Consider the following 25,762-nt stretch of genomic DNA (forward strand, 5'->3'; position numbering starts at 1 on the left):
CCATTCACGCAGCAATAAGTAAAAACTATGAATTTATATAGCACAAAAACATACAGTCATATCACTACAAGTCTGTTAATTATTTGTAGTATAATCTTCGGTTACTTTATAATCAAAAATGCCAACTGGACATGGGGTGATGATTATGAGTTCCTGATTTCAACTGCAGTGGGTAAAATAGAATGGGATTTACATATTGCTAATCATGGAAGGCTATATCCTTTAGGTCATTTTGATTTTAATATTTTGACATTTATACATGGCGCAGACGGACCTTCGGCACATTACATTCTTGTTTTGATATCTTTTTTTATCTTTGTGTTTTTAAGCTTTAGGTTGTATCAAGACATTCTACAAAATACTAATGCTAATCAAAAAACAATAAGTTGGATTATCTTAATTTCCATTATTTTTTTATTTTATTACTTTTACAAAATATTTTTCTTTTTAGTATATTCAGAGAGAATCATAATTATACTATTGAGTCTCTTTTTTATACTATACTCAAAATTTTTATCTACAAAAAAACTTCCATATGCAATAATAACTCTCATAGTGTCTATTTATTTGTGCTTTACAAAAGAGACATCTTTCATTATATTTGGCACTGTTGCAGGACTAAACTTACTCCTTAATGTAAAGAATATTTCAAAAAGAGAAATTATTTTTTATTGTATCTTACTTGTAATTATAATAATATTTTTAAGCGTTTACTACTTTGTAGCATATCGAAGTACAGATACTTATTATAGTAGGCATAGTACATTTGAAGAAGTAATAAAATTTAGCTTTAGAAATTTAAAAATACTCTATATAGCAACTGCTCTTTCAATTTGGAGAATATACTGTATACTGCTACAACATGATAGAAAAAATTTTTATATTGATAGTTTACTCTTTAGTGGAATCTTACATGCCATCGCCAACATAATATTAAAAATGCCAATGGACTACTATTATTTTCCAGCTGTTATGCTTTCACTTCCTGCGCTATTACATTGGGGAGTTCGTTTGTATAATCCTAACTGGATACTTACCGCATTAATATTAATAAGTGGTTATTACGTACGAAAATTCCCTGAAACAATTGAAAGTATACAAAACCTAAGAATCACATCCAACCATCAATTTCAAGAATTAACTAAGTTGCTAAACAATGTCGATTCTGCTTATTGGCTACAAGAAGCTAATGTTACATCAGTAAATGTTGGTTTAATGAGCTATCAAAGAGAACTTCTTGGTGTTTATTATAACTATTATAATAAATCAAATAAAATAACAGAAATAAATAATATAAGTAAGATACCTGATTTTGCAGGAAAAAAAACTGTTATTTTTTATTCGAATTACAATAATATAAATAATAACCAAGACTCAACATTGGAAAAAATTTATCAATTAGGATATAAAAAAACTAACTTTAGTGCAATTAATGAAATTAACATATTCGTAAATTAAAATTCGTTTATCTATTATCTTCTTTTAAAAAATTCAAGTTAACAAATGAAATTATTTATAATAGGCGGAGGAGCCGTGTCAGAATCAACTCACATTCCGGCTGCAATTAATATTATCGGGGCAGAAAACGTATTAATAGCTGAACCTGATAATATACAGTCACAAAAAATAGCAACGAAGTTCGGACTACAGAACTTCGTCGTTGATTACAAAGAAGTACTGGATAAGGTGGATGCAGTCATTATAGCTACTCCACCTCACTTACACAATGCTATTCTCGCAGATTGTATTAAGGCAAATCTACCTGTACTTTGCGAAAAACCATTATCACCAGACTCCAAAGAGTCAAAAGCTGTATTATCGAAAAATAATAATGGTTTAATACTAGGTGTTTGTCACACATACCGTTTATTTTCAAACCGACTTAAAGTTCGTGAATTAATCAAAAGTGGTTTTTTTGGTAATCAAATAAACATTGACATTCAGGAAGGCTTTCCTGCGGGATGGCCTACTGTTTCAGGATATTGCTTTCGCAAAGAGTTGGTTCCTGGAGGTGTATTATTCGATGCGGGAGTACACTCCTTAGACTTTATTCTTTGGTGTTTGGGTGAACCGATCAACATTAACTACGAAGATGATAAAATGGGTGGATTGGAAAGCAATGCCAAAATAAATCTTCAGTTTCAAAGTGGCAGTGCAGATTTGAGAATTAGTCGAACTTGCGAACTGTCTAATAAAATAATAGTCTCAGGAAATGGTAATATTATAGAGTTGGAAATCTATGAAATGAATAAATTACTTATAAATGGCGTTAATATTATCGCTGACACAAATAGATTGCTTGACTGGACAAATATAGGAGAGTGTCAAATAAAGGATTTTATTGATGCCACACAAAATAAAAGCAAAATAAGTTGTACAATTGAAGAGGGTTTACGTGTTGTTGAAGTCATTGAGAAATGTTACAGTTTGAAACAAGCCAAACAGGTTGTACCTGAACCTATTGGTAATTATAAAGCAAAGAAAGTATTAGTAACTGGTGGAACGGGATTTATCGGAAGTTTATTGGCTGAACGTTTATACATACACGAAGGCGCAGATGTTCGTGTTATGGTTCATAATTGGCCAAAGGCTGCTTACATTAGTCGTTTTGATATAGAATTGGTAAAAGCAGATATTACAAATTACGAAAATGTAGATAAAGCTGTTGAAGGCTGCGATTACGTGTTTCATTGTATTGGTTTAGGTGGGGATCAAGCTATGAAGATTAATGCCGATGGAACAGAAAACATAGTGAGAGCATGTGTAAAATACAATGTGAAACGTATTGTTTATTTGAGCAGCGTGGTGGTACATGGCGATAAGATATCCGATGGAATGACTGCTGAAGCTCCATTTGTAAGCTACGGTGATGGTTATGCCGATTCGAAAATTGAAGCAGAGAACCGCTATTGGAAATTGACTAAAGAAGGTAAACTTGAGGCATCAGTAATCCGCCCAACTTTTGTTTGGGGGCCCATGTCAGAATGGTTTACAGTGGAAATTATTAAACAAATGAAAAATAATCGCTTTTATTGGGTAGACAATGGAAGTGGGAGTTGTAATGCGGTATATGTTGAAAATGTAGTTGATTTGGCACTTATCTGCGGACAACATCCAAAAGCAATTGGCGAATCATTTTTAATTACGGATGATGAAAAAACAAATTGGAAAAGTTTTTACAGACAATATGCCGAAATGTTGAATATAGATAGTGATGCTTTTCTTTCTATCCCGCTAAAAGACGGATATTATCGAAAATTGCTAAAATATTGCCAAAAGGCATTGACAAATATCATTTCAGATTTATGGAGTAAAGTATTAGCTACAGAACAATCAAATCCTTTTTATTCAAAATGGCTACTGCGCGCACCTCGTAAAGTGTTCAAAATAATCTTAAAGAATATTCAGGAACGCTTACCTGAAAAAAGTGAGTCAGAAATGGCAATTTACAATTTTCAAGGCTTTATTGATATTACTAAAACTAAACAACAATTGGATTACACTCCCCATTATAGCATTTCCAAAGGCATGGAAAGAACAAAGAATTGGTTAGCTGATCAGAGTTTTCTTATTAAATAATGCACCAGCAATTTCATTTGTCAATTATAATACCTGTCTACAATGTAGAAAACTACATTTTGAAATGTCTTGAGTCTGTTTTAAATCAAGCTGATGAAACAATTGAGGTTATTTGCATAAATGACGGCTCACCTGACTCTTCACGGCAAATAATATCGGAGTACATAATAAAATATAAGAATGTTAAATGTATTGATCGTATAAATGGCGGATTAAGTGCCGCCCGGAATACAGGCATATTTGCTGCACAAGGTGAGTACATTGTATTTCTTGATAGCGATGATTGGTTGGAAGGAAATGTATTGTCTGAATTATACAGACAAGCAAAATGTAATGATTTAGATGTTCTGATTGGTAATACTCAGTGGATTTATCTTGATTTTATAAAAAAAAGTAAGAAGTTAAGTGCTGAAATTGTTCCTGAAACTATCAACGGAGAAGATGCGCTTACGAAACTGATGGATAGTGGCGTTTATGAGCCAATGGCTTATAATTATATTGTAAGAAGGAGTTTTTTGTTAAAAAATAGTTTATTATTTAAAGAGGGTCTATTATTTGAAGATGAACTATGGGCTCCTCAATTATTATTGCAAGCTAAACATGTCAAAGGCTCTCACTTAATTCACTACAATTATTATCAACGACAAAATACGATAATGAACTCTTTGGCTAGTGTCAAAAAGATTGATTCGTTTGCATATGTAGCTGCAGAATTGATAAAAATTAGTGAAGATAAACATGAATTATTAAAGCAGAATTTATGGTTTAGAGCATGTGTTCTGTACAATTGCAAGTTTACAATGCAACAAATAATTGGTGATTATAACAATAAGTTTCGCATTTCGTGGCTGTCTTTATTGGATGTATCATCAAGTTATTCCAGTTTCAACAGAAGCTTAGACTTTTTAAATTACACTAGAAGTGATAGGCGAATAATCCGTATTATTGCAAAAGTGTTCTTATCATGAAAAAGGTACAACATCATAGCTTTTTTAAGCCAAACCCATTTGGACATGGAGGAGAAAGACGAACAACTCAAATTATTGAACATTATAAAGAAAATGGATTTGAAATTGAAAGTGTATTACTAAAGCCGTCATACCATTTTAAGTTACAGTATTTTTTAAAGTCATTCTTGCTTATCAAAAACGCCTATGGCTTATTTAGGTGGAGTTCTGCGAGGAATTTCTTTACATGGTGGAAATATTTATATCTGATTTACCCCTCTCTTGAAAAGTCTTTTAGTACAGGCACAGAGCTATTTATTTGGGAAAGCACAAGTGATTTTTTTTATTTTTTACCCTACTTTGCAAAAAAAATGGGCAAAAAAGTACATGCATATCCTCATAACATTGAAAGTCTGGTAAAAGGACATAAGTCAACTATTACAGCTAAGAACGCTCCAAATGGTTATCTTTTCGAAATTAATACTTACAAAATATGTGATAAATTATTTAGTATTTCTATATTCGATCATCAACTCTTTTTATTGTTTAATATAAACTCAGAGTTTTTCCCTTATCACCCGCCAAAAGAACTGAAACTTTATTTGAACTCTATTAAAAAACTACGTAAAAACCTTCCAGAGAAGAACAGTAAAATTAAACATTATTTAATAGCGGGTACTGTGCATAACCATCCTACAAAATTGGGTATGGAAATGCTAATAAACTGGCTCATAAATAATCCACAACATAATTGTAAATTTACAGTTGCAGGATATGGAACAGAAATGTTTAAAAATGTCATTAAAAATGACAATATCGAAGTACTTGGAACATTGAGTCATGAAGAGATGGAAAATACAATGATCCACTGCGATGCTTTGCTTGTAAATCACATACCAACGACTGGGATATTGACACGCGTAATAGAATTTAATACAGCTGGAATTCCTGTCGTTATTAATAATGAAGCTGCATATAGTTTTTTGGGGATGAGTGGAATCCATGTTTTTACGGCCTTTGAGTCAATTACAGACTTGCAAATTAGTCACTTTAACAAACTACAAGAAAATAAAGTATTATGACCTCCTACTCTGCAATGAAATACTGTGCTTTTACGTGATATAATGGTAAAAATGGGTTCTGTAGTTCATCATACATATTTATGGCTTTAATCATTGTCTTTTACATCCTGTCCAAACTTTGATCCATCAGAAACCACCATAGTTTTTTATGTATAATTCAAAAATTAAGATCATTTAATAGAAATGTAGATCATTTCAGGATTATTATTGCCAACAAGTAGAATCTTTTTCCATGTAAAGTTTTCTAAACTACTTACAATTCCTGATTATGCAACTGATAATTTCCACATATTTGACTTGGTTTATCGTTTGTTGTACGAATGAACTTATATTACTGACAAATAAAAATGCAAGTATGTACTACCTGTTTTCACTACTAAAGTTTACACCAATGTAAAATATTATTGTAGCAAGCATTATGAAAGCCATCTTCTTTTTTACAGATTAGTTTTGCGATTGCTATGTATCATTTCGCTTTACTATGAACTGAGTTTTCTGTAAGTAGATTCAATGGTAGAGTTAGTTAATAAATTCTACATGTCTTAAATATGCCTAAACTCTCCATCATAACAATTAACCTAAATAATGCATTAGGGCTACAAAAAACAATAAGGAGTGTGCTTAGTCAGACCTTCCAAGATTTTGAATACATTATAATAGATGGTGGCTCAAGGGATGGCAGTGTAGAAATAATAAAGCAATTTGAAGATAAAATTACCTATTGGATAAGCGAGCCAGACGCAGGTATTTATGCCGCTATGAACAAAGGAATAAAAGCTTCAAACGGAGAATACTGTCAATTTTTAAACTCTGGAGACTGTCTTGTCCAAGCAGATGTAACTGAAAAGATGCTTTACGAGATGCCAGAAACAAGCATATTGATAGGAAATATGTTAAAAGTATTGCCAACTGGAAAAATAATAACTGATAAAGGTATTAGAAATGAACAACCAACATTTTTGACTTTTTATAAAGGTACATTAAACCATTCTCCTGCCTATATCCGTAGAAACTTGTTTAAGCAATACGGGTATTATGATGAATCATTAAGAATTGTTTCTGATTGGAAATGGTATTTGTATGTGATAGGATTATATAATGAAACAATAGTTTATAAAAATATTAATGTAAGTCTTTTTGATATGATGGGTTTAAGTAATATACATATTGATTTGCTACACGAAGAACGTCGAAGAGTATTAAATGAAATCATACCCATGAATATCCTTTCTGATTATGATAAATATAGTTTTGATATCGAGCAGATGCAACGCCTTAAAAGCTTTAAATTTTCAAGGATAATTATCTGGTATTTAGAGAGATTGCTTTTCAAGTTAAATAAGACTTAAAATTTAAGGATGATGAATATAAACTCCTACATAACGGATGAACTGCCAATTAAAAAGATTTTACATGAGCTTTATAAGGAAAGTGGTCCCAATATAATTTTTGACATAGGGGCCTGTGAAGCGGAAGACTCTATTCGCTATTCACTTCTATTTCCTAAATCGAAAATCTATTCTTTTGAACCTTTAACGAGTAACTATGAAACAGGTTTGAAAAACATAGAATCATACTGCCGAAATAATATAGAGCTAATTCAACTAGCCTTGTATTCTTCGAAGGGTAGCGCTCAATTTCATGTATCTTCTGGTAACCCAGAAGATAATAAGAATACCACTTGGGACTATGGCAATAAATCTAGCTCTATTCTGAAGCCAAATGTAGACTTGAATCCTCATGGTTGGTTAAAATTTTCACATGATATTGTAGTAGAGACTGATACGTTAAGAAATTTTTGTAGTGAAAGAAATATCATTGATATTGACTTTATTCATATGGATGTTCAAGGTGCGGAGATTGAGGTTTTGTTAGGTGCAGGTCATTTTATCAAAAGGGTCAAGGCTGTTTGGTTGGAAGCTGAGAAGATTCCACTCTATATAGATCAACCACTTGTCGGCGAAGTAGAAGAGTTTATGTATAAGAATAATTTTTTCAAGTTGCTAGATACTGTCGGCAAAGTTTCGGGTGATCAGTTCTATATCAACAAAGATTATTTTAGTGTATTTAATTTTCAGCTACTTAAATTTATTATCATTGACCGTGCAAAAAACTTATATCATAATATACTTGGTTTAAAATAAGATGAAAATTCATTTTATATCAATTGTGGGTGGTTTGGGAAATCAAATGTTCCAATATGCGTATTATTTGAACTATAAAAAAGGCAATTTACTTACATACTATCTAGTTGTAAAGTATGGAAAGCACAATGGGTTTGAATTAGATAAGGCTTTCAGCTTACCTAATAACTCTGTAAAAAGTTTTTCTATAAAAATCATAAAAAAGATTTTCTCTAGATACATTGAACGTGTAGAAGATAATGATTGGGGCCAATTTGTTTCATGTAATCCTACTTCTAAATTTATTTTTTATCATACTGGATACTGGCAATCAGAAAAGTATTTTAATAATATACCGAATCAGATTAGAAATGTTTTTAAGTTTAATGATGAGAAATTAAATTTAAAAACACGAAGCATTTTACATTATATAGACAAACACAATACAGTAAGTTTGCACATTAGACGAGGTGATTACTATGATGAAAGCTACAAAGGCATATTTATCGACTTATGTGAAGACGGATATTATGATAAAGCAATTAACAAAATCAAGCAACTTTTAAATACTTCGTTAATTTTTATCATATTTTCGGACGATATATCATGGGTAAAAGCTAATTTTCACCATGATGGCTTCGTTTATGTTGATTGGAACAAAGGCAGAGATAGCTGGCAAGACATGTATTTGATGACTAGATGTAAGCATAGTATAATATCAAATAGTACGTTTAGTTGGTGGGGTGCTTGGCTAAATCAAAACAAAGGAAAAACTGTTATTGCACCAAATAAATGGTTTAAATTTCACATTGCCGAAGATATTGTTCCGTCAAATTGGATAAAAATTTAAATAACATGAGATTAGTAAATAGACTTCTTAATGGCTTTGGCCAAAATAATTCTTCTTTGCGGGAGGAGATGGTTATCAAATGTCTGTCAAGTATACCTGCTCTTTCTTTAATACTCGATGCTGGTGCAGGCGAACAAATCTATAAAAGATATTGTCAGCATCTAAGTTATATAAGTCAAGATTTTTGTCAATATAATGGTATAGGTAACTCAATTGGTTTGCAAACTGTGGCATTTGATACTGATGCAATAGATATAGTATCAGATTTAGTAAGTATTCCCTTTAAGGATGAACACTTCGATGCAATAATGTGTACAGAAGTATTCGAACATATTCCTGATCCTATTAAAGCATTCAATGAATTAGACAGATTATTAAAACCCGGGGGTTACATATTAATAACAGCACCCTTCAATAGCTTAACTCACTTCGCGCCGTATCATTTTTGTAGCGGATTTAATAAATATTTTTTTCAAAACTTATTTAAAAATAGTTTTGAAATAATTGAAATTACGCCATACGGAAACTATTTTGAAGTTTTAGCGCAAGAATTATTAAGAATATCATCAGTTACTAAGCAATATTTAAATAAGGACATTAATTTTTTCTTAAAAATATACATAATAGTATTGACATTTATTTTAAAAGAAAATTAGTAAAAAAACAGTCACGAATTATTATGTTATGGGTACTTAGCTTTCGCTAGAAAAAAATCTTAATATGTTCAGTACTATATCGGTTTCAGTATTAGTTACTAGTTTTAACAGACAAGAAACAATAGCGCAGACTATAGAGTCAATATTACGTCAAAAATTTAATGGCAAATACGAAATAATTATTGGCGATGATGGAAGTACTGATAATACTAGAAATATTTGCCTTAATTATCAAAAATCATATCCTGATATTATAAAATTAGTCTTCCACAATAATAATTGTGGACTAGGCAAAAACTGGGCGATATTGGTTAGCAAATCAAAAGGCAAGTATATTGCCTCTTGTGATGATGATGATTACTGGCATAACCCTAATAAACTACAGATGCAGGTTGATGTTTTGGAGAGTGATTTGTGTATTGGTATGGTTCACACAGAAAAAGATATATTAATAGAACCGAATAGAAAAATTATTAAAAATTTCAATAAAACTAGTGGTATAGAAGTAAAACAGGGATTTATTATAAATGAAATATTTCGAGGACAGGTACCCATATGTGTATCTACTACCCTCGTTCGTAAAGAGGTTATTGATAAGTATGTCCCACTTTCTTTGTATATAGAAAATGAATATAATATTCAAGATTGGCCTACTTGGATGTATATATCTAAGTATACAAAAATTATGTATTTAGATGTTTCAACAACTACTTACAGGGTTGGACATCCTGCTATTTCAAATTATGCTTCTTTCGATAAAGTAGAAAAGAAAATTGAGAAGGACAGGATAATGTATAAATTAATTTGCGATAACTTTCCTACTGATTTAGTATACGACGATAGAATGTATGATCAGTATATATTGAACATTCTATTAACACTGTCTTATAAAAAATTTAACTACAAAAAGGCTAGTAAATACATAAAACTATACAGTCAAAGTAGGAACGAGAATTTTAAGATAAGAATGGCAAAAAATTTTATTTTCTTTTATTTATTTTGTATTTTCAAATATTTATTTAGAGTATTCAGTCATACACGTCTCAATTAAATAATAGTTTAATGAATTATATCCTATGTGTAAAAATTTAAGTTGTGTATTTAAAGATAAATATATTACACCTAAATGACCATCGTTTCAAGGTTTTAGACAAGTAAACTCACATTTAGAAGGCGTGGTTTCGATAATTATTCCATTATATAATAAGGCAGATTATATACACAAATGTGTTACTTCTGTTCTTTGCCAGACTTTTTCGGAATTCGAATTAATTATTGTTAACGATGGCTCAACTGATAACAGTTTTGCGATAGTTCAACAATTTGCAGATAAAAGGATACGCTATATTCAGCAAAAAAATGCTGGTGTTTCGATATCAAGAAATAATGGAGTAGCTACTGCTAAATATAATTATATATCATTTTTAGATGCTGATGATTGGTGGGATACGCATTTTCTTGAAAAAATGTTCATGCTGATTGAGGATTTTCCCGAAGCTGCTATTTTCGGTTGCCAGTACTTTTGGATTAAAAATAATGTTACGACTTTATCAGTTAATTATGAAGAATCAGGCTTTAGAGGGTATATTGATTATTTTAAAGCATATACCTATAAGTGGTGGATGCCACTGACGTCGATTTCAGTTATCATTAAAAAGCAGTTTTTTTCTAAACTAGGAGGTTTTAATCCAAATTTACGTTTTGGTGAAGATTTTGATTTATGGATTCGTTTTTCTCTTAACTACAAAGTAGCTTATATAAATGAACCGCTTGCTTATTATAATCAGGACGTTGATACATCTAATAGGGCCATTGGAGGTCATAAATTATATCCACCTCCGGACCATTTCATTTTCAATCTAAGTTATCTGCGTCCATTCGAACGAAAGTCAATTGACTTAAAAAAACTGTTGGACGGGTTACGGGTACGTGCGCTGATGCCCTACTATTCAACAGGGCACTATGCGCTTGAAGTCAAGGCTATTTTAAGTATAATAGATTTTACTCGTCAATCCCTGTTTTTTCGGCTTTTTTACTCGGCTCCGGTTCCATTTGTTCGATTTTACACTTGGGGAATGCAAGTTGGTTCGCGATTAAAACGGATAATTCGACAACGTATACAAGTATGAAGGTGGCTTATATGCTTGGTGCACTTGATCAGGGGGGCACTGAAACACTGCTACTAGATACGCTAAGACAGATTAAGACGAAAGCGTTCCCTTGTATTCTTGTACATCGTAAACCAGGAACTTTGTTTACTGCTTTTGAGCAAACAGGCGTACCTGTTAAACATCAACCGATCAGGCATTTGTTTGACGTTGGTTATCTGGTTCGTCTTCGACGGCTTTACCAGATTGAAGACATCCAGCTTGTCCATGCCCACTTACCCCTTGATGCATTTCTTGCTTATTGGGCTTGTCTGGGAACGGGCATAAAAATCGTGTTAACCATTCATGGGTATGATTTTGGGTATAGTTTATTCGCTCTCTCATTAGTACGATTTATTATAACTCGAACAGACCTTAATCTGTACGTTAGTAAGCATTTGAAGAACTATTACGTTCAGGCTTATTCGTTGGTTACGCGTCAGGAAAAACAGCAGATAGCCTACAATGGGATCGACTTTAGCAAGTTGGACAAACCTGATAACATGGTAATTCGGCAGGAGTTAGGTATTCCGCTAAAGGGGTTGCTGTTGGGTAGTGTGGGGAACTTTGTGCGTGGAAGAGATCAGTTAACCATTTGTCGGCTACTTGCTGAACTACAAAAAAGGCAGCTTGACGTTCACTTAATTTTTGTTGGTGCCCGTAGTAAGTCGGCACCGTCGTACTACGACCAATGTGTCTCGTTTTGCCGTACCCATAATCTCCAGGAACGGGTTCATTTCCTTGGTTCGCGAACCGATGTTCCAGCCATACTACCCCAACTGGATGCTTTTGTATATGCCAGCGACCACGATACATTTGGTATTGCTGTTGTTGAAGCTATGGCTGTTGGCTTACCGGTTTTTGTCAATGACTGGGCCGTCATGCAGGAAATTACAGAGAACGGAAAGCGAGCAATTCTTTACAAGACCAAAGATATTGAGAGCCTGGTCGTTGAATTCCTCCACTTTGTGCAGGAGCAAACTGTATATAAAGAGCAAGCGGCTCATAACGCAGTCTGGGCACGCTCTACCTTTTCCATCCAGCAGCATGTTCAGGTACTGCAAGAACAATATCGAAAGCTACTAAAACTTTATGTCTGATTCGCAATTCACCTACATTCCCAGGTATTTCACGCAAAAAGGAATAGCTGTTTTTTTAGGCGTCACTATCCTGATGCTACTGCTATTCATCCAGCGAATCGTTCCGGTACAATGGGTTTTCTTCAATGTGGTAGAAGTGCTGCTCTTTTTCGGCCTGTCATCTAAGTTATCCATGCGCTGGTCAAAAACATCAACTACTTCTTTTGAGAAAAATTTGTTCAAGACCTCTTTTTTTATCCGCTTAGTGTGGGTGATATTTAGCTACTTTTATTACAGTTGGATGACAGGTAAACCTTTTGAATTTGAAGCAGCTGACTCAACGGGTTATCATGTCGAAGCTATTTGGCTGTCAGGCTTGTTAAAAGCTAATGAATGGTATGTTTATAAAGCTTATATTGGAAAGAACTATTCTGATATGGGATATCCGTTTTATTTAGGGATACTATATTACGTTATTGGTGAAAATGTATTGATTCCGCGTTTGATTAAAGCTTTTTTAGGAGCTTATACATGTATATTTATTTACAAAATTGCTCGCAATAATTTTAGTGAATCAGTAGGGCGTATTGCAGGTATCATGGCCATGCTCGTTCCTAATCTAATCTACTATACCGGACTGCATGTTAAAGAAACTGAAATGGTTTTTCTGGTTGTCTGCTTTATATATTTGGCCGACAAACTAAACCGGGGACGTAAGATTTCATTTTCGTCTATGTTCTGGGTGTTGCTTATTGGTGCTTCATTGTTCTTTTTTCGGACAGTTCTGGCGGCATGTCTGGTTGGTTCGGTTGGGCTGGCCGTTTTTTTTACCTCCCACAAAGTTTCGTCCTTTGGTAAACGTATAGGTGTGATCGTAGTATTGGTAATTGGTATTATTTTGATTGCCTCAACGCCATTAGTTAATAGTATCAATGAGTACCTGAAAGCAAGTGATCAGAACCTCAACTCGCAGATGGATAACTTTGCCACACGGGATGGTGCAAATAAGCTGGCCCGCTATGGTTCACGCGGGATTTTCCTGCCCTTTATGCTAATGGCTCCATTCCCAACGCTGGTTTATGTCGCTGATCAGTCCAACGCCATGATGCTGGCGGGGGCCTATTTTACAAGAAATATTTATGCATTCTTTGTGTTTATCGGTTTGTTCGCACTTTACAAAAGAAGGCAATTAAGAGAGCATGTACTTTTGTTGGCGTTTATGTTATCCTACATTTTCGTTCTGGCTTCCAGTGGGTTCGCTTTGTCAGAGCGATTTCACTTACCCCTCGTTCCTTTTTTGCTTGTTTTTGCTGCTTACGGTGTATCGCAGTTGAACAATCGTAACAAGAAATACTACATTCCTTACCTGGCGCTGGTAACTCTTATTATCGTTGGATGGAACTGGTTTAAAGTCGCTGGGCGGTCGTAAAAAAAGTACTTGTTGTAAGGTCTAACCTCGAATAGTCAATTATGGTATTAAATCAGAAGGTCAATTTTTTTCGCATGGGCAGTGTAAAAATTCCGCATTACCTGGAAGGCCTGTGTATGGTTCTACTCTTTGGCTATTTCAGTATAGGTGTATTTCCCTTTGCACTGTACGAAACGGATGCACTCGGTGTTATTGCAGGTTGTAAGAAAATTCTTGAAACTGGTCGATTTGAGGAGAACTACTATACATATAATTTTCAGACGCAACCCGGTATCTATTTCTGGGTAATTACTATACATAAAGTAGTACAGATTTCGCTCGTTACGGCTTATTCCGCCATATCTGCTTTATTCGGTATTGGATTCGTATTGCTTTCAGCCTATTTCCTGTCAAGATGCATTCGAGTATCTTTTTTCGTCTCTACGGTAAGTTTATTTATATTCCAAGAGGTTTATAGTGCTTGGTATTACATGAATTCGGCCACAGGGGCCGCTTTTTTTATGATGGCTGCTTTCGTGTTGATACTCAGTGGAAATAGACCTATCCGGTTCATAGTATCCGGTATACTTCTAGCTTTATCAGCTTGGACACGGTTCGATGTAATTATTCTATTTCCAGTAATTATAATATTAGTTCCGCATAAGTCGATTTGGGTGAAGTTTATTCGGGCCGCGATTACTTTTTTTACCTTTCTAGTAGCAATTTTTATACTGTGTTATTTGAGTAATGCCACAAATGTGTTACTTGAAGCAATGAACGGTGGTGGTTCTTTGTCGTTCGTTGATAACCAAAAAACAGCTAGTAGCTTTTTTACGTCGCAATTCATTCGTGCCTTTGCAGGATGCTTTTCTATTCTTTCATTAGTACTTATAGCGTGGGGTTTGTGGCTACTTAAAATTAATAAAGATATTCGCGTTTTTTTTATTTTTTTAGTACCTGTTTTTCTGTTTTTACTTTTTATCGCAAAGCATGTTGTAGCTGGCAAACATCTTTTGTATTATATTCCGTTTTTTGCTATTCCAGTTACTTACACATTTAAATGGTTTATTACCGCTAACTTTAGTAAAAGGTTGACATTTATTGGAATAGTACTTCCGTTCTTTTTGCTTCAATATGTGCTGGGTATTCGTGTCTCGTTACCGTCACATCCTTATGTAAATGAACCTTATGTGTCGGTGAAGCCTGAACCAACGATTTTTTCATTAGGTACAATTAACGTGCCGTTGAACGTTGCTGATAGTATAACGTTTGTGATAGGTTGCGGTACGAAACTTTCAACATCTGATGAAATGCTACTTTCTTCTGGGATTTTGTTTTCTCCTTTGATGTGGTATAAGCTAAAACAAGAATCACAGGTAGAATATAATAGCATCAGTGAATTGATAAATTCTACCAATGAAGATACGCTACACATGACGACAAGTCAGGGTGGAGTATATCCAGTTAAAAATTTATTGTACTTAAATGGCTTCACCCTGACCAATCCAGAAAATAAATTGTACGTATGGGGTTTAGATTACACGTATAAATGGCGTAAACCAGGGAAAGTAATTATTGTCGACCAGGCAACGTACCCAAAGGATAGCTATGCCAAATATGTTACAAAGATTCGAGAGAATAAGGCTGACGTTTTTACTCATATTGCTTTTTTTGACTGGGAACGATGGTATGTAAATCAGTACAGCCAGCCACATAAAAAGATAAGTAATGTAGCTTATCAATTCGCGAAGCGCTAATCGCGGGATTTTTCAGGAAATATATGACTGAAAGATATATACCCATCATAGTAGTTTAGATAATTGCCTTTTCCAGAAGGAATCTATTTGTGCGTATCCTGATTGTTTGTAGTGGTAATGCGCCCAACTTCGATGTTCGGAAGCACCAGGCGTTTATCCATGATCAGGTCGAAGCCGTAAAGCAACTGGATCACGGTCTTCAGATTGATTATTTCTTCATTAAGGGAAAAGGGTGGCGGGGCTATCTGGCCTGTTTGACGGCCCTGAAGCAACTGATAGCCAGTCAATCGTATCAGGTTGTTCATGCCCACGTGGCTATGTCGGGTTTGCTGGCCAACTTGCAGCGCCAGGTGCCGGTTGTGACCACCTTTCATGGGTCGGACATTAATGTCCCCATGCTCCGTTTCGTTTCCCTGTTTGTTGACTTTTTTAGCCGTAAAACGGTCTACATCAGTCAGGCGCTTGCGAACAAGGCGATCTACGCCGGTAAGGCTAAACGGGCTATTATTCCCTGTGGCGTCGACTTTGATTTGTTCGTTCCCCGTTTAAAAATACAGAGCCGCCAGGCATTGGGCCTTTCGTTGCAGAAACGGTATGTTCTGTTTTCGTCGGCGTTTGATGTTGCCGTTAAGAATTACCAGCTGGCCCGTGCCGCCGTCGATCTATTGGAGGATGATACCGTTGAACTACTCGAATTGAAAAACTACACCAGGGCCGAAGTAGCCCTGCTTTTTTCGGCGGTGGATGTGGCCCTGCTGACCTCCTTCTCGGAAGGATCTCCGCAGTTTGTGAAAGAAGCGCTGGCCTGTAACTGTCCGGTTGTGTCGACGGATGTGGGAAATGTTCGGGCGGTGATAAGCACTCTGAGTAGTTGCTACCTAACCACCTATGACCCACATGATGTAGCGGGTAAACTACGTCAGGTATTGACGGATAAACGTCGTGTAGCTACCAGAGAGCACATAGTACACTTCGACAATCGACTGATTGCCCGACGAATTCTGGATGTTTATACGCTAATGGGACGCTGATTGATGCAGACAGAAGAAGACAATATCGTCATTATCGACTACGGAATGGGGAATCTGCGGTCGGTACAAAAGACCTTCGATCGGTTATGTCCTAACGCAAGCATCTCATCGGATTGCCGAAAAATTGCACACGCAACAAAACTGGTTTTGCCGGGTGTGGGTCATTTTGCCAATGGGGTCAAACGGTTAAAGGAGTCAGGTATTTGGGAGGTGCTCAATCACAAAGTGCTGATCGACAAAACGCCCGTTTTGGGTATCTGTCTGGGAATGCAGTTGATGGCCCGATCCAGTGAAGAAGGAGATACCGAAGGCCTTGGCTGGTTCGATGCGGACGTTGTTCGGTTTCAGGTACGTGATACGTTGACGTATAAAGTACCGCATATGGGCTGGAATACGGCTGAGCCAACCAGAGCCTCGCCATTCCTGGCGGGCGTCCCGGATACGGCCATGTTCTACTTTGTCCATTCCTACCATGTCGTGTGCCGGGAACCCCGGGATGTACTGGCTATGACGACCTACGACTATCCCTTTGCTTCGGTCATAGAAAAGAGTAATATCGTTGGGGCGCAGTTTCACCCCGAAAAAAGCCATGACTGGGGGCAGAAACTCATCGAGAATTTTATAAGATTCACCCCACCCCAACCCCTCCCCTTGAAATAAGGAGAGGGGCTTACTATGGTCACTTTTAGCCCCTCTCCTGCTTTTCAGGAGAGGGGTTGGGGTGAGGTTAATGCCATAAAATAATTGCACAATCATAAAAACCAGCCGGTCCGCCGGTGCGATTCCATGTTCAGACCGCGCGTCATTCCGGTTCTTCTGCTGAAGAACAAAGGGCTGGTTAAATCCGTAAAATTTGACAATTACCGCTACATCGGCGACCCGATCAATGCGGTCAGGATCTTCAACGACCTGAAAGCCGATGAACTGGTTTTTCTGGATATTCTGGCTACCCGAGAAAAGCGCTGCATTGACCTGGGCTTTGTGCGGGCGGTGGGCGACGAAGCCAATATGCCGTTTGCCGTGGGTGGGGGCATTCAGACGATCCAACAGATCAAAGAAATCATTAACGCCGGGGCCGAGAAAGTGGTCATCAACTCATTTGCCGTCCGGGAGCCCGGTTTTATTCGGGAAGCCGCTGATGAGTTTGGCAGCTCGACCGTGGTGGTGTCCATCGATATCAAAAAGAAGTTTTTAGGCAAACAGCAGGTGTACACCGAAGCCGGTAGTCGATCGACCGGGCTCGACCCCATTGGCTGGGCTCAGCAAATGGAAGCCAACGGTGCCGGAGAGTTGATGGTAACCGCGATCGACCATGACGGGATGATGCAGGGCTACGATTTGCCGTTGATTCAGGCTATGGCAGCCGCGGTTACCATACCCGTAGTGGCCGCTGGCGGAGCTGGGCAGTTGACCGACTTTACCGCAGCCATAAAAACAGGTCGGGCATCGGCGGTAGCGGCTGGCTCCCTGTTTGTTTACCATGGTGCCCGTAAGGCCGTACTGGTGAATTACCCTAAAAATGACGAGTTACTAAACCTATTTAGTCCGGTATGAGCGTGTGTATAAAAGGCGTCTGGGACGATACCATTCCGGGTATTTCGTTCGATGAGGAAGGGGTCTCAAACTTCTGCCGGTTGCAGGAGAAGCTCATGGCCGATCATCCGAGGGGTGAAAAAGGGCAGGTCGACTGGAATGCATTGGTCGCTGCCATGAAAAAAGCCGGTCGTGCCAACCAGTACGACTGTATTATAGGCGTTAGTGGCGGTGTTGATAGTTCCTACCTGCTGCACATGGCCAAACAATATGGTTTACGGCCACTGGCGGTCAACCTCGACAATGGCTTTAACAGTGAAATTGCCGTTCAGAACATTTATAAAGTAACGACCCGGCTGGGCATCGATCTGGAAACCTACGTTATCGACTACGAAGAGATAAAAGACCTATTGCGGGCGTACATGAAAGCAGGTATGCCCTGGATCGATACGCCAACGGATCTGGCCATTAAAGCGACCATGTACAAAATCGCGCGGGCCGAAGGTATCCGGTACATCCTGCGTGGCAACGATTTTCGGTCGGAGGGGAAGCAGCCCAAGGAGTGGACCTATTCCGATTCGAAACAGTTGCTCTTTATCCATAATCGGTTTGGCTCCGGTATCGCGCTAAACACGTATCCATTGCTGACGTTGCCCCTACAAATCTATTCGGGTCTGGTGAAGGGTATCAAAGACATCCGCCCTTTTTATTACCTTGATTACAACAAGCAGCAGGCCAAACGGCTGATGATGGACGAATATGACTGGAAAGATTACGGAGGCCATCACCACGAAAACCTGTTTACCAAATTCGCGATGGCTTACTGGCTTCCCCGAAAATTTGGTATCGACAAACGAAAGATAAACCTGTCGGCGCAGGTGCTGAGCCAGGCCATTACGCGGGAGGAGGCATTGGCGCAGTTGGCACAGCCCTTTGCATCGGCCACCGAACTGGAGCAAACCCGCCAGTACGTGGTTAAAAAGTTAGATTTAACAGAGGAGGAGTTTAACCAAATCTGGTTAGCTCCGGCAAAGCACACCTTTGATTATCCATCCAATTACGCGCTCATATTCGGCTTAGTCAGTCGGTTTCGCCCGATCCTGAAGCGACTATACGCTTTTACGCCCATGTCGGTTTCGGCCAACGACCTACTGGAAGCCAAACAGCAATAAAGAGTGAAGTACCTTTTTTATTTCGGCCACCCGGCCCAGTACCTGTTTCTGCGGGAAACCATTCGTCGGCTCTCACTGTCAGCGGATAATCAGATTATTATCCTGATCAAGACAAAGGATGTCTTAGAAGAGCTGGTCAAAGCAGACGGGTTCCCCTACACCAACATTTTAACAAAACAGCGCGGAATTTCGAAGCTCTCGGTTGTTTTGAGCTTTCTCAATCGGATTCGAATACTCATCCCGATTATTTTTCGTAAGAAACCGGATTTGCTCATTGGTACCGATGCCACCATTGCTCAACTCGGTAAGCTGTTCGGCATCAACCGAATTACCATTGTTGAGGATGATTATGACGTGATCCGAAATCTGGCGAATCTGACCTATCCCGTTACCCAAACCATACTGTGCCCGGACGTTTGTCAGGTTGGTCCCTGGACCGCAAAAAAAATAGGGTATAAGGGGTACATGAAGCTTGGCTATTTGCACCCGGCAGTCTTTACTCCGGACCCCGGAATTAGTCAAAAGTACGACTTACCGAAGCAGTATGTATTAATCCGTCTGGCCCGGCTGACGGCACATCATGATTTCGGTATTCATGGTATAGATGTTGATTTATTACAGGAGGTCATTGAGTTGATTGAGGCAGCTGGGGTTGGTGTGAAAATAACCGCTGAAGCAACGATCGACCCACGCTTTACGCATTTTTTATTGAAGATCGACCCGAGTGATCTGCATCATGTGCTGGCTCAGGCTACGCTATTGCTTTCGGACAGCCAGAGTATGAGCGTTGAAGCGGCTATGCTGGGAGTTCCCTCTATTCGATACAGCGATCTGGTGGGCCGGATTTCTGTCCTGGAAGAGCTGGAGCATGTCTATTCGTTAACCTTCGGCATTCATACCGGCCATAAGCGGCAGCTTTTAGACTGTCTCACTGATTTGCTCCAAACGCCTGATCGGAAAGCGACCTTTAAAACCAGAAGGGAGCGAATGCTGGCTGATAAACTGGATGTAACGGCCTTTTTGGTCTGGTTTTTAGAGCAATACCCCATTAGCCTCGACAAAATGAAGGGAAATCCTGCCTATCAGGACCGGTTTCTCTAGCGAAGTTGTTTAGCTATGAGTACGCATCCTAGTAAACCTCACCTTTTACCTAAGAAATTGCTATGAAATACACTTGGGATATTACGAATAAAGCAACTTACAATAATCGATATGGTCGTTACAAGTTCAAAAAAGAGTATCAGTTTATTTTAAGTCAGTTCAAGAATGTTGTTAATATGTTGGATGTTGCTGGTGGATCTGGAAGATTTGCAATACCTCTATCGACCCATTGCAATAATATAACTGTGATAGATATAAATAGTGAAGCTCTTGAATTACTTATGAGCAGAAATGCATCTATTAAGGTAATTAAAGGTGATTTTATGACAGTGCATATTGATAATAAGTTCTCTTTTTTACTTTGTATAGAAGCCTTAAATTATTTTAGTGACTATGATTCATTTTTTGAAAAGATTAACTCATTACTTGATGAAAATGGCTCATTCGTTTTCTTAGCAGTTAACCCTAGTAGCTGGAGGTTTTTGGCTCGAAAATTAAATAAGAACAGAGAGGATTACGGTGAACTTGGGATTGAAGAAATTAAGTGTAGTTTACAAAGAAACAAGTTAGAAATAAAAAAAATAAAAGGCTTTAATTGGATTCCATTACCTTTGACAATGTCGAATAGCTTTTTGATTTCTGTATTCGCTATTTTAGAAAAAATATTTTTTTTGGAAAATTGGCTTACACAAAGCCCTTGGTTACTTATTTCTGTTGTTAAAAATAATTCAGATGTTTTTAATAAATGAATAATGTGTTTACGTATTCGATATTTGATAGATTAACATTTGAGGTGGAGCAGGAAATCTTAGAAAAAACAATCTTATATTCTGACTTCCATTATTTTCAATCTCCTCAGTTTTTCGGGGTTTGCCAAAACTCAAAGAAGCTGACCCCCTATTATATCCTAGCCAAAGCAGACAAAGAGCTTGTGGGTGTTTTATTGTTTTTTCGGCAGGTTCAGGTCACTGTCCCCATGGTATCATTCCTATCGAGTCGAAATATCATCTGGGGTGGTCCTATTGTTCTTGGGAAATCGATGGATGTTATGGAAGGCCTGCTGCGATTTTATACGAAAAATGCCCCGTCTTCCATCTATACACAAGTCCGAAATCTGGTCGATACCGATAAATATAAAGCGTTATTCAACAAATACGGGTTTGAGTACGAAGATCATTTGACTATTCTGGTTGACCTGACCCGTTCGGAGGCAGACCTTTGGAAAGGCGTACATACCAAACGGCGTAATCAGATCAGGCGGGCCGAAAAAGAAGGATGCTTCGTTGAACAGCCTCATTCAATAGAAGCCTTGCAGGCCTGTTATTCAATTCTACAGGAAGTGTATCAGCGGGCTAAGCTTCCGCTACCGGACTTTAGCCATTTTGAGTCACTACTCCATCAGTCAGATGAACGCTCAGGATTGCGGCTGTTTACGGTAATCTGGGAGGGCAAGATTATTGGCTGTATGCTGTGTCTGGCTCATGGCGACTGGCTATTTGATTATTATGCCGGTGCCTACAGCCACTTCTATAAAAAGTATCCCAATGACCTGTTGCCCTGGGCGGTATTTTGCTGGGCGCGAAAAAATGGCTTTAGGTACTTCGACTTTGGTGGAGCCGGTAAGCCAGATGTTCCCTATGGTGTTCGTGAGTACAAGAAACAGTTTGGTGGAGAACTGGTATGCTACGGCCGGTATGAACGGCACTCGTATCCTAAACTCTTTGTATTAGCGAAATTTTCGCTTTTGTTATGGAGAAAATTAAAATTTAATCTTAACCTATCAAAGGTTTTTACTGGCAAATAATAGTTTAATGAAAAAAATATTAGTAGACATAAATCATCCTGCTCATGTTCATTTATTTAAGTATTCTATTGAAGAGTTTAAGCAGAAAGGATACCAGGTTATTGTAACGGCAAAAAACGTAAAGTCGATCACAGACTTACTGAACGTATATGGTATATCTTTTATACTGGTTGGTGCAAAGAAAGATGCATTAGTACTAAAATACGTGTATGAGTTGCTACATATACTTAAATTAATGTGGATAGTTACCCGAGAAAAAATTGATATTGGGATTGGCGTTTCAATGGTTTTGCCAGTAGTGTCAAAACTTACTAGAATGAAATCTTTCTCGCTAGATGATGATGATCTGGTTGTTACGCCCATCGCTGGAAAATTTATTTCTATTGCAGACGTGATTGTAACACCCAGTTCACTATCAGCCGAAGACCGTGGCCCGAACCGGGTTTGCCATGCGAGCTTTCATGAGTTGGCGTACTTACACCCCGATCGGTTTGTGCCCGATCCGGGTATTTTGGCGGAGGTGGGTGTTGCACCGGGAGAGCCCTTTTTCATCCTGCGATTCAACGCTTTTAAAGCCCACCATGATGGTGGAGCGCTTGGCCTCTCTCTGGAACAAAAGTTGCTGTTAGTCAATTTGCTGAAACCATATGGCAGATTGTTTATCACGACTGAACGGGACATAGAGCCAGAACTGAAACCGTTTCAGATGCCTGTCTCTCCGGAGAAGATCCATTCGCTCATGTATTACGCCACAATGTTTATTGGCGACAGTCAGACCATGATTTCAGAGGCTGCCTTACTCGGTACACCAGCCATCAAGCTGAACTCCTTTGCCGGTCGTCTGTCAATTCCCAACGAGATCGAAAATCGTTACGGCCTGTGCTATTCGTTTCTGCCCACCGACTTTGACCGCATGTTGGCCGAGATCAGGCAACTGCTCAAACTGCCCGATTTAAAAGCGGAATGGGGTCGCAGGCGGCAACGAATGCTTACCGATAAAGTTGACTTAACCTCTTTTCTGGTGCGGCTCGTTTCGTGTTTTCCTGCTAGTGTAGATCAGCAGAAAAAGCCAACGGTCCACTCAACTAAATCCTACCGTGAATAAACCACCCAATCCCCACCACGCTTATCGAATCATCCATGGATTTTTCCTTAAAAAAGTACCAGGAGCTCTTGTTCAGCTTGTTAAACGCCGGATATAGGTTTCAGTGCTTTCAAGAGTTCCTACAGGAGGCAAGTGGTAAAACGGTTATTCTCCGCCACGACGTTGACTTACGGCCCGGACATTCCCTTCAGTTCGCGAAGCTGCAACACGAAATGGGCCTTACCGGTGTGTATTACTTTAGAGCCGTACCCGAAAGCTGGGATGAGCCGATCATTCAGGAGATTGCCAGCCTGGGCCACGAAATAGGCTATCATTATGAATGCCTGACAACCTGTAAGGGAAGTCTGGAACGGGCCATTGAGGATTTTGAGAAGAACCTGACCGCCCTGCGCCAACTGGCACCCGTTTCGACCATCTGCATGCACGGGAGCCCGATGTCGAGATACGATTCCAAAGACCTGTGGAAAACCTACTCGTACCGGGATTTTGGCATTGTGGGGGAGCCCTACTTCGACGTCGACTTCAACCAGGTTGCCTACCTGACCGACACGGGTCGCCGGTGGGATGGGGAGAAAGTCAGCGTTCGTGATAAAGTCGATTCAACCTTTGTGCATGCCTTCAAAACGACCGACGATATCATAGCTGCGGCAAAGCAGGGTACGCTGCCGGATCAGATCATGTTCACCTTCCATCCGCAACGCTGGACGGAATCGCCTTATTTATGGGCCAGAGAGCTGGTAAGTCAAAACGTCAAGAATGTTGTGAAGCGCTATTTCTTCATCAGGTAAACGCCCAATCTATGAACTCCCTGCTCCGTACTGACACCGTTAAAAAACTCGCCTGGGTCTATACAGTTCTGATCCTTCTGCTGGTTGCCCTCCCAATAAACGGAAAAGACCAGCCCTTTGGTAAGCTAAACGACAATTACGTTTTGCAAATCCGGCTCGACTACCTGTCACATGCTTTCCTGTTTGTACCCTGGGTTCTTTTGGTAAGCTATGGCTGGGAATTTCATGGAAGGAGTCAAAAGTGGTGGACAGGATCGTTTCTGCTGGCCCTTCTGTTTGCCGCTTTCTGCGAATACCTGCAACTACTCTTGCCTTACCGTACCTTCAATATCAATGATCTGGTCTCCAACTGCCTTAGTATCGTACTTGGGTATCTGTTGGCCTACGGCTTGAAACGGTTGATCAGCTACACTAACCATGCGTAAGATTCTTACGATCATTGGAGCCCGGCCGCAGATTATTAAATCGGCGGCTATTAGTCGGGCCATACGGACTACCTATGCCGATCGGGTGCGTGAGGTTATTGTGCATACGGGGCAGCACTATGACCGGCAGATGTCGGCGGTTTTCTTTGAGGAACTACAAATTCCCCTGCCTGACTATAACCTGCAGGTGGGCTCCGGAAAGCACGGCGAGCAGACGGCCAAAATGATCAGTGGCATTGAGGCCATTATTGAGACCGAACAGCCCGATTTCTTGATCCTGTACGGAGACACCAACTCTACGTTGGCCGGGGCCATTGCTGCGGCCAAACTGCATACGCCCATTGTGCACATTGAAGCGGGCCTGCGCTCGTTTAACAAGCGGATGCCGGAAGAGGTAAACCGGATTCTCAGCGATCATGTCTCCACTTACCTGTTCCCTCCTACCCGGACCAGCCTCACTAACTTGTTGAATGAGGGGTTCCGGACCGATAACCAGGCCCCTTACACCATCGATAATCCGGGCGTGTTTCTGGTGGGAGATGTCATGTACGACAATAGCCTGTACTTCTCGTCCGTTGCCGCTGAGCGAACGGCTATTGTGGCCCAGCGGCAACTAAGTCCGGATAACTATATCCTGGCTACGTTGCACCGGAATAACAATACGGATGAAGCGGAGCGGCTGAATGCCATTTTCGACGCCATGCAGACCATTACCCGTACGTATTCGATGCCGTTGGTAATGCCTCTGCACCCGCGTACGCGCAAGCAGATGGATGCCCTGCTGACGCCTGAGTTGTATGACGCCGTTCGGACAAATCCCTATATTCAGCTTATTGAGCCGGTCTCGTTTCTGGAGATGACCCAACTGGAGCAGCAGGCCCGGCTGGTGATCACCGATTCGGGCGGTGTTCAGAAAGAAGCGTTCTTTTTCAAGAAGCCCTGTATTATTCTGCGGGCCGAAACAGAATGGGTGGAGATTGTGGAAGGTGGCGCGGCTATTCTGTGCGATGCTGACCCTACCCGTATTCAGAATGCCTATATCCATTTGCTGAATAATGACCGGGTCGATTTCCCAGCTCTATATGGTGATGGTACGGCAGCTGAACAGATGCTTAATAAGCTATTGGCGGCCTTGTAGTAAGGTCAACTTAAGAAACCAGAAAGATGCTTTTTAC

At 39.1% G+C, this 25,762-nt stretch carries 24 protein-coding genes and 1 pseudogene; all 25 read left to right on the forward strand.

Going from position 1 to position 25,762, the window contains the following annotated elements:
* Positions 1–27: 27 nt before the first annotated feature.
* The 25 genes and pseudogenes from CRO74_RS07320 to wecB all read left to right on the forward strand — a co-directional run bounded on the left by CRO74_RS07320 (position 28) and on the right by wecB (position 25,725).
* On the forward strand, positions 28–1,458 hold the full coding sequence (locus CRO74_RS07320) for a hypothetical protein (protein WP_097125324.1): 1,431 nt from the start codon (positions 28–30) through the stop codon (positions 1,456–1,458).
* Between the two features lie 45 nt (positions 1,459–1,503).
* Positions 1,504–3,579 (forward strand): NAD-dependent epimerase/dehydratase family protein, encoded by a 2,076-nt coding sequence (locus CRO74_RS07325; protein ID WP_097125325.1) that lies wholly within the window; start codon positions 1,504–1,506, stop codon positions 3,577–3,579.
* Positions 3,579–4,547, forward strand: coding sequence for a glycosyltransferase (locus CRO74_RS07330; RefSeq protein WP_097125326.1), 969 nt, complete (start codon positions 3,579–3,581; stop codon positions 4,545–4,547). Before CRO74_RS07325 ends, CRO74_RS07330 begins: the two co-directional genes overlap by 1 nt.
* On the forward strand, positions 4,544–5,608 hold the full coding sequence (locus tag CRO74_RS07335; RefSeq protein ID WP_097125327.1) for a glycosyltransferase family protein: 1,065 nt from the start codon (positions 4,544–4,546) through the stop codon (positions 5,606–5,608). Before CRO74_RS07330 ends, CRO74_RS07335 begins: the two co-directional genes overlap by 4 nt.
* Before the next feature lie 548 nt (positions 5,609–6,156).
* Positions 6,157–6,957: a glycosyltransferase family 2 protein gene (locus CRO74_RS07340; protein WP_097125328.1), complete on the forward strand. Its 801-nt coding sequence runs from the start codon at positions 6,157–6,159 to the stop codon at positions 6,955–6,957.
* A gap of 9 nt (positions 6,958–6,966) precedes the next feature.
* Positions 6,967–7,752: an FkbM family methyltransferase gene (locus CRO74_RS07345; RefSeq protein WP_097125329.1), complete on the forward strand. Its 786-nt coding sequence runs from the start codon at positions 6,967–6,969 to the stop codon at positions 7,750–7,752.
* A 1-nt stretch (position 7,753) separates the two neighbouring features.
* Entirely contained in the window at positions 7,754–8,581 is an 828-nt protein-coding gene (locus tag CRO74_RS07350) for an alpha-1,2-fucosyltransferase (protein ID WP_097125330.1), read from the forward strand.
* Positions 8,582–8,586: 5 nt separating this feature from the next.
* Complete coding sequence (locus CRO74_RS07355) at positions 8,587–9,237, forward strand: methyltransferase domain-containing protein (RefSeq protein ID WP_097125331.1); 651 nt, start codon at positions 8,587–8,589, stop codon at positions 9,235–9,237.
* 64 nt (positions 9,238–9,301) lie between these two features.
* Positions 9,302–10,288, forward strand: a complete 987-nt coding sequence (locus tag CRO74_RS07360) for a glycosyltransferase (protein WP_097125332.1) — start codon at positions 9,302–9,304, stop codon at positions 10,286–10,288.
* Positions 10,289–10,412: 124 nt separating this feature from the next.
* The gene (locus CRO74_RS07365; RefSeq protein WP_097125333.1) at positions 10,413–11,366 is read left to right on the forward strand and encodes a glycosyltransferase family 2 protein; all 954 of its coding nucleotides are present in this window, start codon (positions 10,413–10,415) and stop codon (positions 11,364–11,366) included.
* The gene (locus CRO74_RS07370) at positions 11,363–12,484 is read left to right on the forward strand and encodes a glycosyltransferase family 4 protein (protein ID WP_097125334.1); all 1,122 of its coding nucleotides are present in this window, start codon (positions 11,363–11,365) and stop codon (positions 12,482–12,484) included. The genes CRO74_RS07365 and CRO74_RS07370 overlap by 4 nt, the downstream gene beginning before the upstream one ends.
* Positions 12,477–13,892: a glycosyltransferase family 39 protein gene (locus CRO74_RS07375; RefSeq protein WP_097125335.1), complete on the forward strand. Its 1,416-nt coding sequence runs from the start codon at positions 12,477–12,479 to the stop codon at positions 13,890–13,892. The genes CRO74_RS07370 and CRO74_RS07375 overlap by 8 nt, the downstream gene beginning before the upstream one ends.
* A gap of 41 nt (positions 13,893–13,933) precedes the next feature.
* Entirely contained in the window at positions 13,934–15,628 is a 1,695-nt protein-coding gene (locus tag CRO74_RS07380; protein ID WP_097125336.1) for a hypothetical protein, read from the forward strand.
* Between the two features lie 89 nt (positions 15,629–15,717).
* Positions 15,718–16,659: a glycosyltransferase gene (locus CRO74_RS07385; protein ID WP_097125337.1), complete on the forward strand. Its 942-nt coding sequence runs from the start codon at positions 15,718–15,720 to the stop codon at positions 16,657–16,659.
* Between the two features lie 3 nt (positions 16,660–16,662).
* A complete protein-coding gene (gene hisH, locus CRO74_RS07390; RefSeq protein WP_097125338.1) occupies positions 16,663–17,319 on the forward strand; it encodes an imidazole glycerol phosphate synthase subunit HisH in 657 nt (218 codons plus the stop codon).
* Positions 17,320–17,445: 126 nt separating this feature from the next.
* Positions 17,446–18,213 (forward strand): AglZ/HisF2 family acetamidino modification protein, encoded by a 768-nt coding sequence (locus CRO74_RS07395; RefSeq protein WP_097125339.1) that lies wholly within the window; start codon positions 17,446–17,448, stop codon positions 18,211–18,213.
* Positions 18,210–19,364, forward strand: coding sequence for an N-acetyl sugar amidotransferase (locus CRO74_RS07400; protein WP_097125340.1), 1,155 nt, complete (start codon positions 18,210–18,212; stop codon positions 19,362–19,364). The genes CRO74_RS07395 and CRO74_RS07400 overlap by 4 nt, the downstream gene beginning before the upstream one ends.
* A gap of 3 nt (positions 19,365–19,367) precedes the next feature.
* Positions 19,368–20,465 carry a hypothetical protein gene (locus tag CRO74_RS07405; RefSeq protein WP_097125341.1) on the forward strand — a complete coding sequence of 366 codons (1,098 nt, stop codon included), beginning with the start codon at positions 19,368–19,370 and terminating at the stop codon, positions 20,463–20,465.
* A gap of 62 nt (positions 20,466–20,527) precedes the next feature.
* On the forward strand, positions 20,528–21,214 hold the full coding sequence (locus tag CRO74_RS07410; protein WP_097125342.1) for a methyltransferase domain-containing protein: 687 nt from the start codon (positions 20,528–20,530) through the stop codon (positions 21,212–21,214).
* Between the two features lie 227 nt (positions 21,215–21,441).
* The gene (locus tag CRO74_RS07415; RefSeq protein WP_179830143.1) at positions 21,442–22,269 is read left to right on the forward strand and encodes a lipid II:glycine glycyltransferase FemX; all 828 of its coding nucleotides are present in this window, start codon (positions 21,442–21,444) and stop codon (positions 22,267–22,269) included.
* Positions 22,270–22,276: 7 nt separating this feature from the next.
* Positions 22,277–22,564 (forward strand): annotated as a pseudogene (locus CRO74_RS32355) (DUF354 domain-containing protein); the annotation flags it as partial.
* A 21-nt stretch (positions 22,565–22,585) separates the two neighbouring features.
* Positions 22,586–23,374 (forward strand): hypothetical protein, encoded by a 789-nt coding sequence (locus CRO74_RS07420; RefSeq protein WP_394341890.1) that lies wholly within the window; start codon positions 22,586–22,588, stop codon positions 23,372–23,374.
* A gap of 35 nt (positions 23,375–23,409) precedes the next feature.
* The gene (locus CRO74_RS07425) at positions 23,410–24,162 is read left to right on the forward strand and encodes a polysaccharide deacetylase family protein (protein ID WP_097125345.1); all 753 of its coding nucleotides are present in this window, start codon (positions 23,410–23,412) and stop codon (positions 24,160–24,162) included.
* Between the two features lie 11 nt (positions 24,163–24,173).
* The gene (locus CRO74_RS07430; protein ID WP_179830144.1) at positions 24,174–24,587 is read left to right on the forward strand and encodes a VanZ family protein; all 414 of its coding nucleotides are present in this window, start codon (positions 24,174–24,176) and stop codon (positions 24,585–24,587) included.
* On the forward strand, positions 24,580–25,725 hold the full coding sequence (gene wecB, locus CRO74_RS07435) for a non-hydrolyzing UDP-N-acetylglucosamine 2-epimerase (protein WP_097125347.1): 1,146 nt from the start codon (positions 24,580–24,582) through the stop codon (positions 25,723–25,725). Before CRO74_RS07430 ends, wecB begins: the two co-directional genes overlap by 8 nt.
* The last annotated feature ends 37 nt before the right edge of the window (positions 25,726–25,762 follow it).

It is taken from the genome of Spirosoma fluviale (assembly GCF_900230225.1).
GTDB classification, from domain to species: Bacteria; Bacteroidota; Bacteroidia; order Cytophagales; family Spirosomataceae; genus Spirosoma; species Spirosoma fluviale.

Coding starts and splice junctions, on each gene's coding strand:
- CRO74_RS07330 (WP_097125326.1), top strand. CDS start 3,579: ATGCACCAGCAATTTCATTTGTCAATTATAATACCTGTCTACAATGTA.
- CRO74_RS07360 (WP_097125332.1), top strand. CDS start 9,302: ATGTTCAGTACTATATCGGTTTCAGTATTAGTTACTAGTTTTAACAGA.
- CRO74_RS07380 (WP_097125336.1), top strand. CDS start 13,934: ATGGTATTAAATCAGAAGGTCAATTTTTTTCGCATGGGCAGTGTAAAA.
- CRO74_RS07395 (WP_097125339.1), top strand. CDS start 17,446: ATGTTCAGACCGCGCGTCATTCCGGTTCTTCTGCTGAAGAACAAAGGG.
- CRO74_RS07320 (WP_097125324.1), top strand. CDS start 28: ATGAATTTATATAGCACAAAAACATACAGTCATATCACTACAAGTCTG.
- CRO74_RS07420 (WP_394341890.1), top strand. CDS start 22,586: ATGAAATCTTTCTCGCTAGATGATGATGATCTGGTTGTTACGCCCATC.
- CRO74_RS07425 (WP_097125345.1), top strand. CDS start 23,410: ATGGATTTTTCCTTAAAAAAGTACCAGGAGCTCTTGTTCAGCTTGTTA.
- CRO74_RS07335 (WP_097125327.1), top strand. CDS start 4,544: ATGAAAAAGGTACAACATCATAGCTTTTTTAAGCCAAACCCATTTGGA.
- hisH (WP_097125338.1), top strand. CDS start 16,663: ATGCAGACAGAAGAAGACAATATCGTCATTATCGACTACGGAATGGGG.
- CRO74_RS07410 (WP_097125342.1), top strand. CDS start 20,528: ATGAAATACACTTGGGATATTACGAATAAAGCAACTTACAATAATCGA.
- CRO74_RS07370 (WP_097125334.1), top strand. CDS start 11,363: ATGAAGGTGGCTTATATGCTTGGTGCACTTGATCAGGGGGGCACTGAA.
- CRO74_RS07340 (WP_097125328.1), top strand. CDS start 6,157: ATGCCTAAACTCTCCATCATAACAATTAACCTAAATAATGCATTAGGG.
- wecB (WP_097125347.1), top strand. CDS start 24,580: ATGCGTAAGATTCTTACGATCATTGGAGCCCGGCCGCAGATTATTAAA.
- CRO74_RS07355 (WP_097125331.1), top strand. CDS start 8,587: ATGAGATTAGTAAATAGACTTCTTAATGGCTTTGGCCAAAATAATTCT.
- CRO74_RS07350 (WP_097125330.1), top strand. CDS start 7,754: ATGAAAATTCATTTTATATCAATTGTGGGTGGTTTGGGAAATCAAATG.
- CRO74_RS07325 (WP_097125325.1), top strand. CDS start 1,504: ATGAAATTATTTATAATAGGCGGAGGAGCCGTGTCAGAATCAACTCAC.
- CRO74_RS07430 (WP_179830144.1), top strand. CDS start 24,174: ATGAACTCCCTGCTCCGTACTGACACCGTTAAAAAACTCGCCTGGGTC.
- CRO74_RS07415 (WP_179830143.1), top strand. CDS start 21,442: ATGGTATCATTCCTATCGAGTCGAAATATCATCTGGGGTGGTCCTATT.
- CRO74_RS07400 (WP_097125340.1), top strand. CDS start 18,210: ATGAGCGTGTGTATAAAAGGCGTCTGGGACGATACCATTCCGGGTATT.
- CRO74_RS07375 (WP_097125335.1), top strand. CDS start 12,477: ATGTCTGATTCGCAATTCACCTACATTCCCAGGTATTTCACGCAAAAA.
- CRO74_RS07345 (WP_097125329.1), top strand. CDS start 6,967: ATGATGAATATAAACTCCTACATAACGGATGAACTGCCAATTAAAAAG.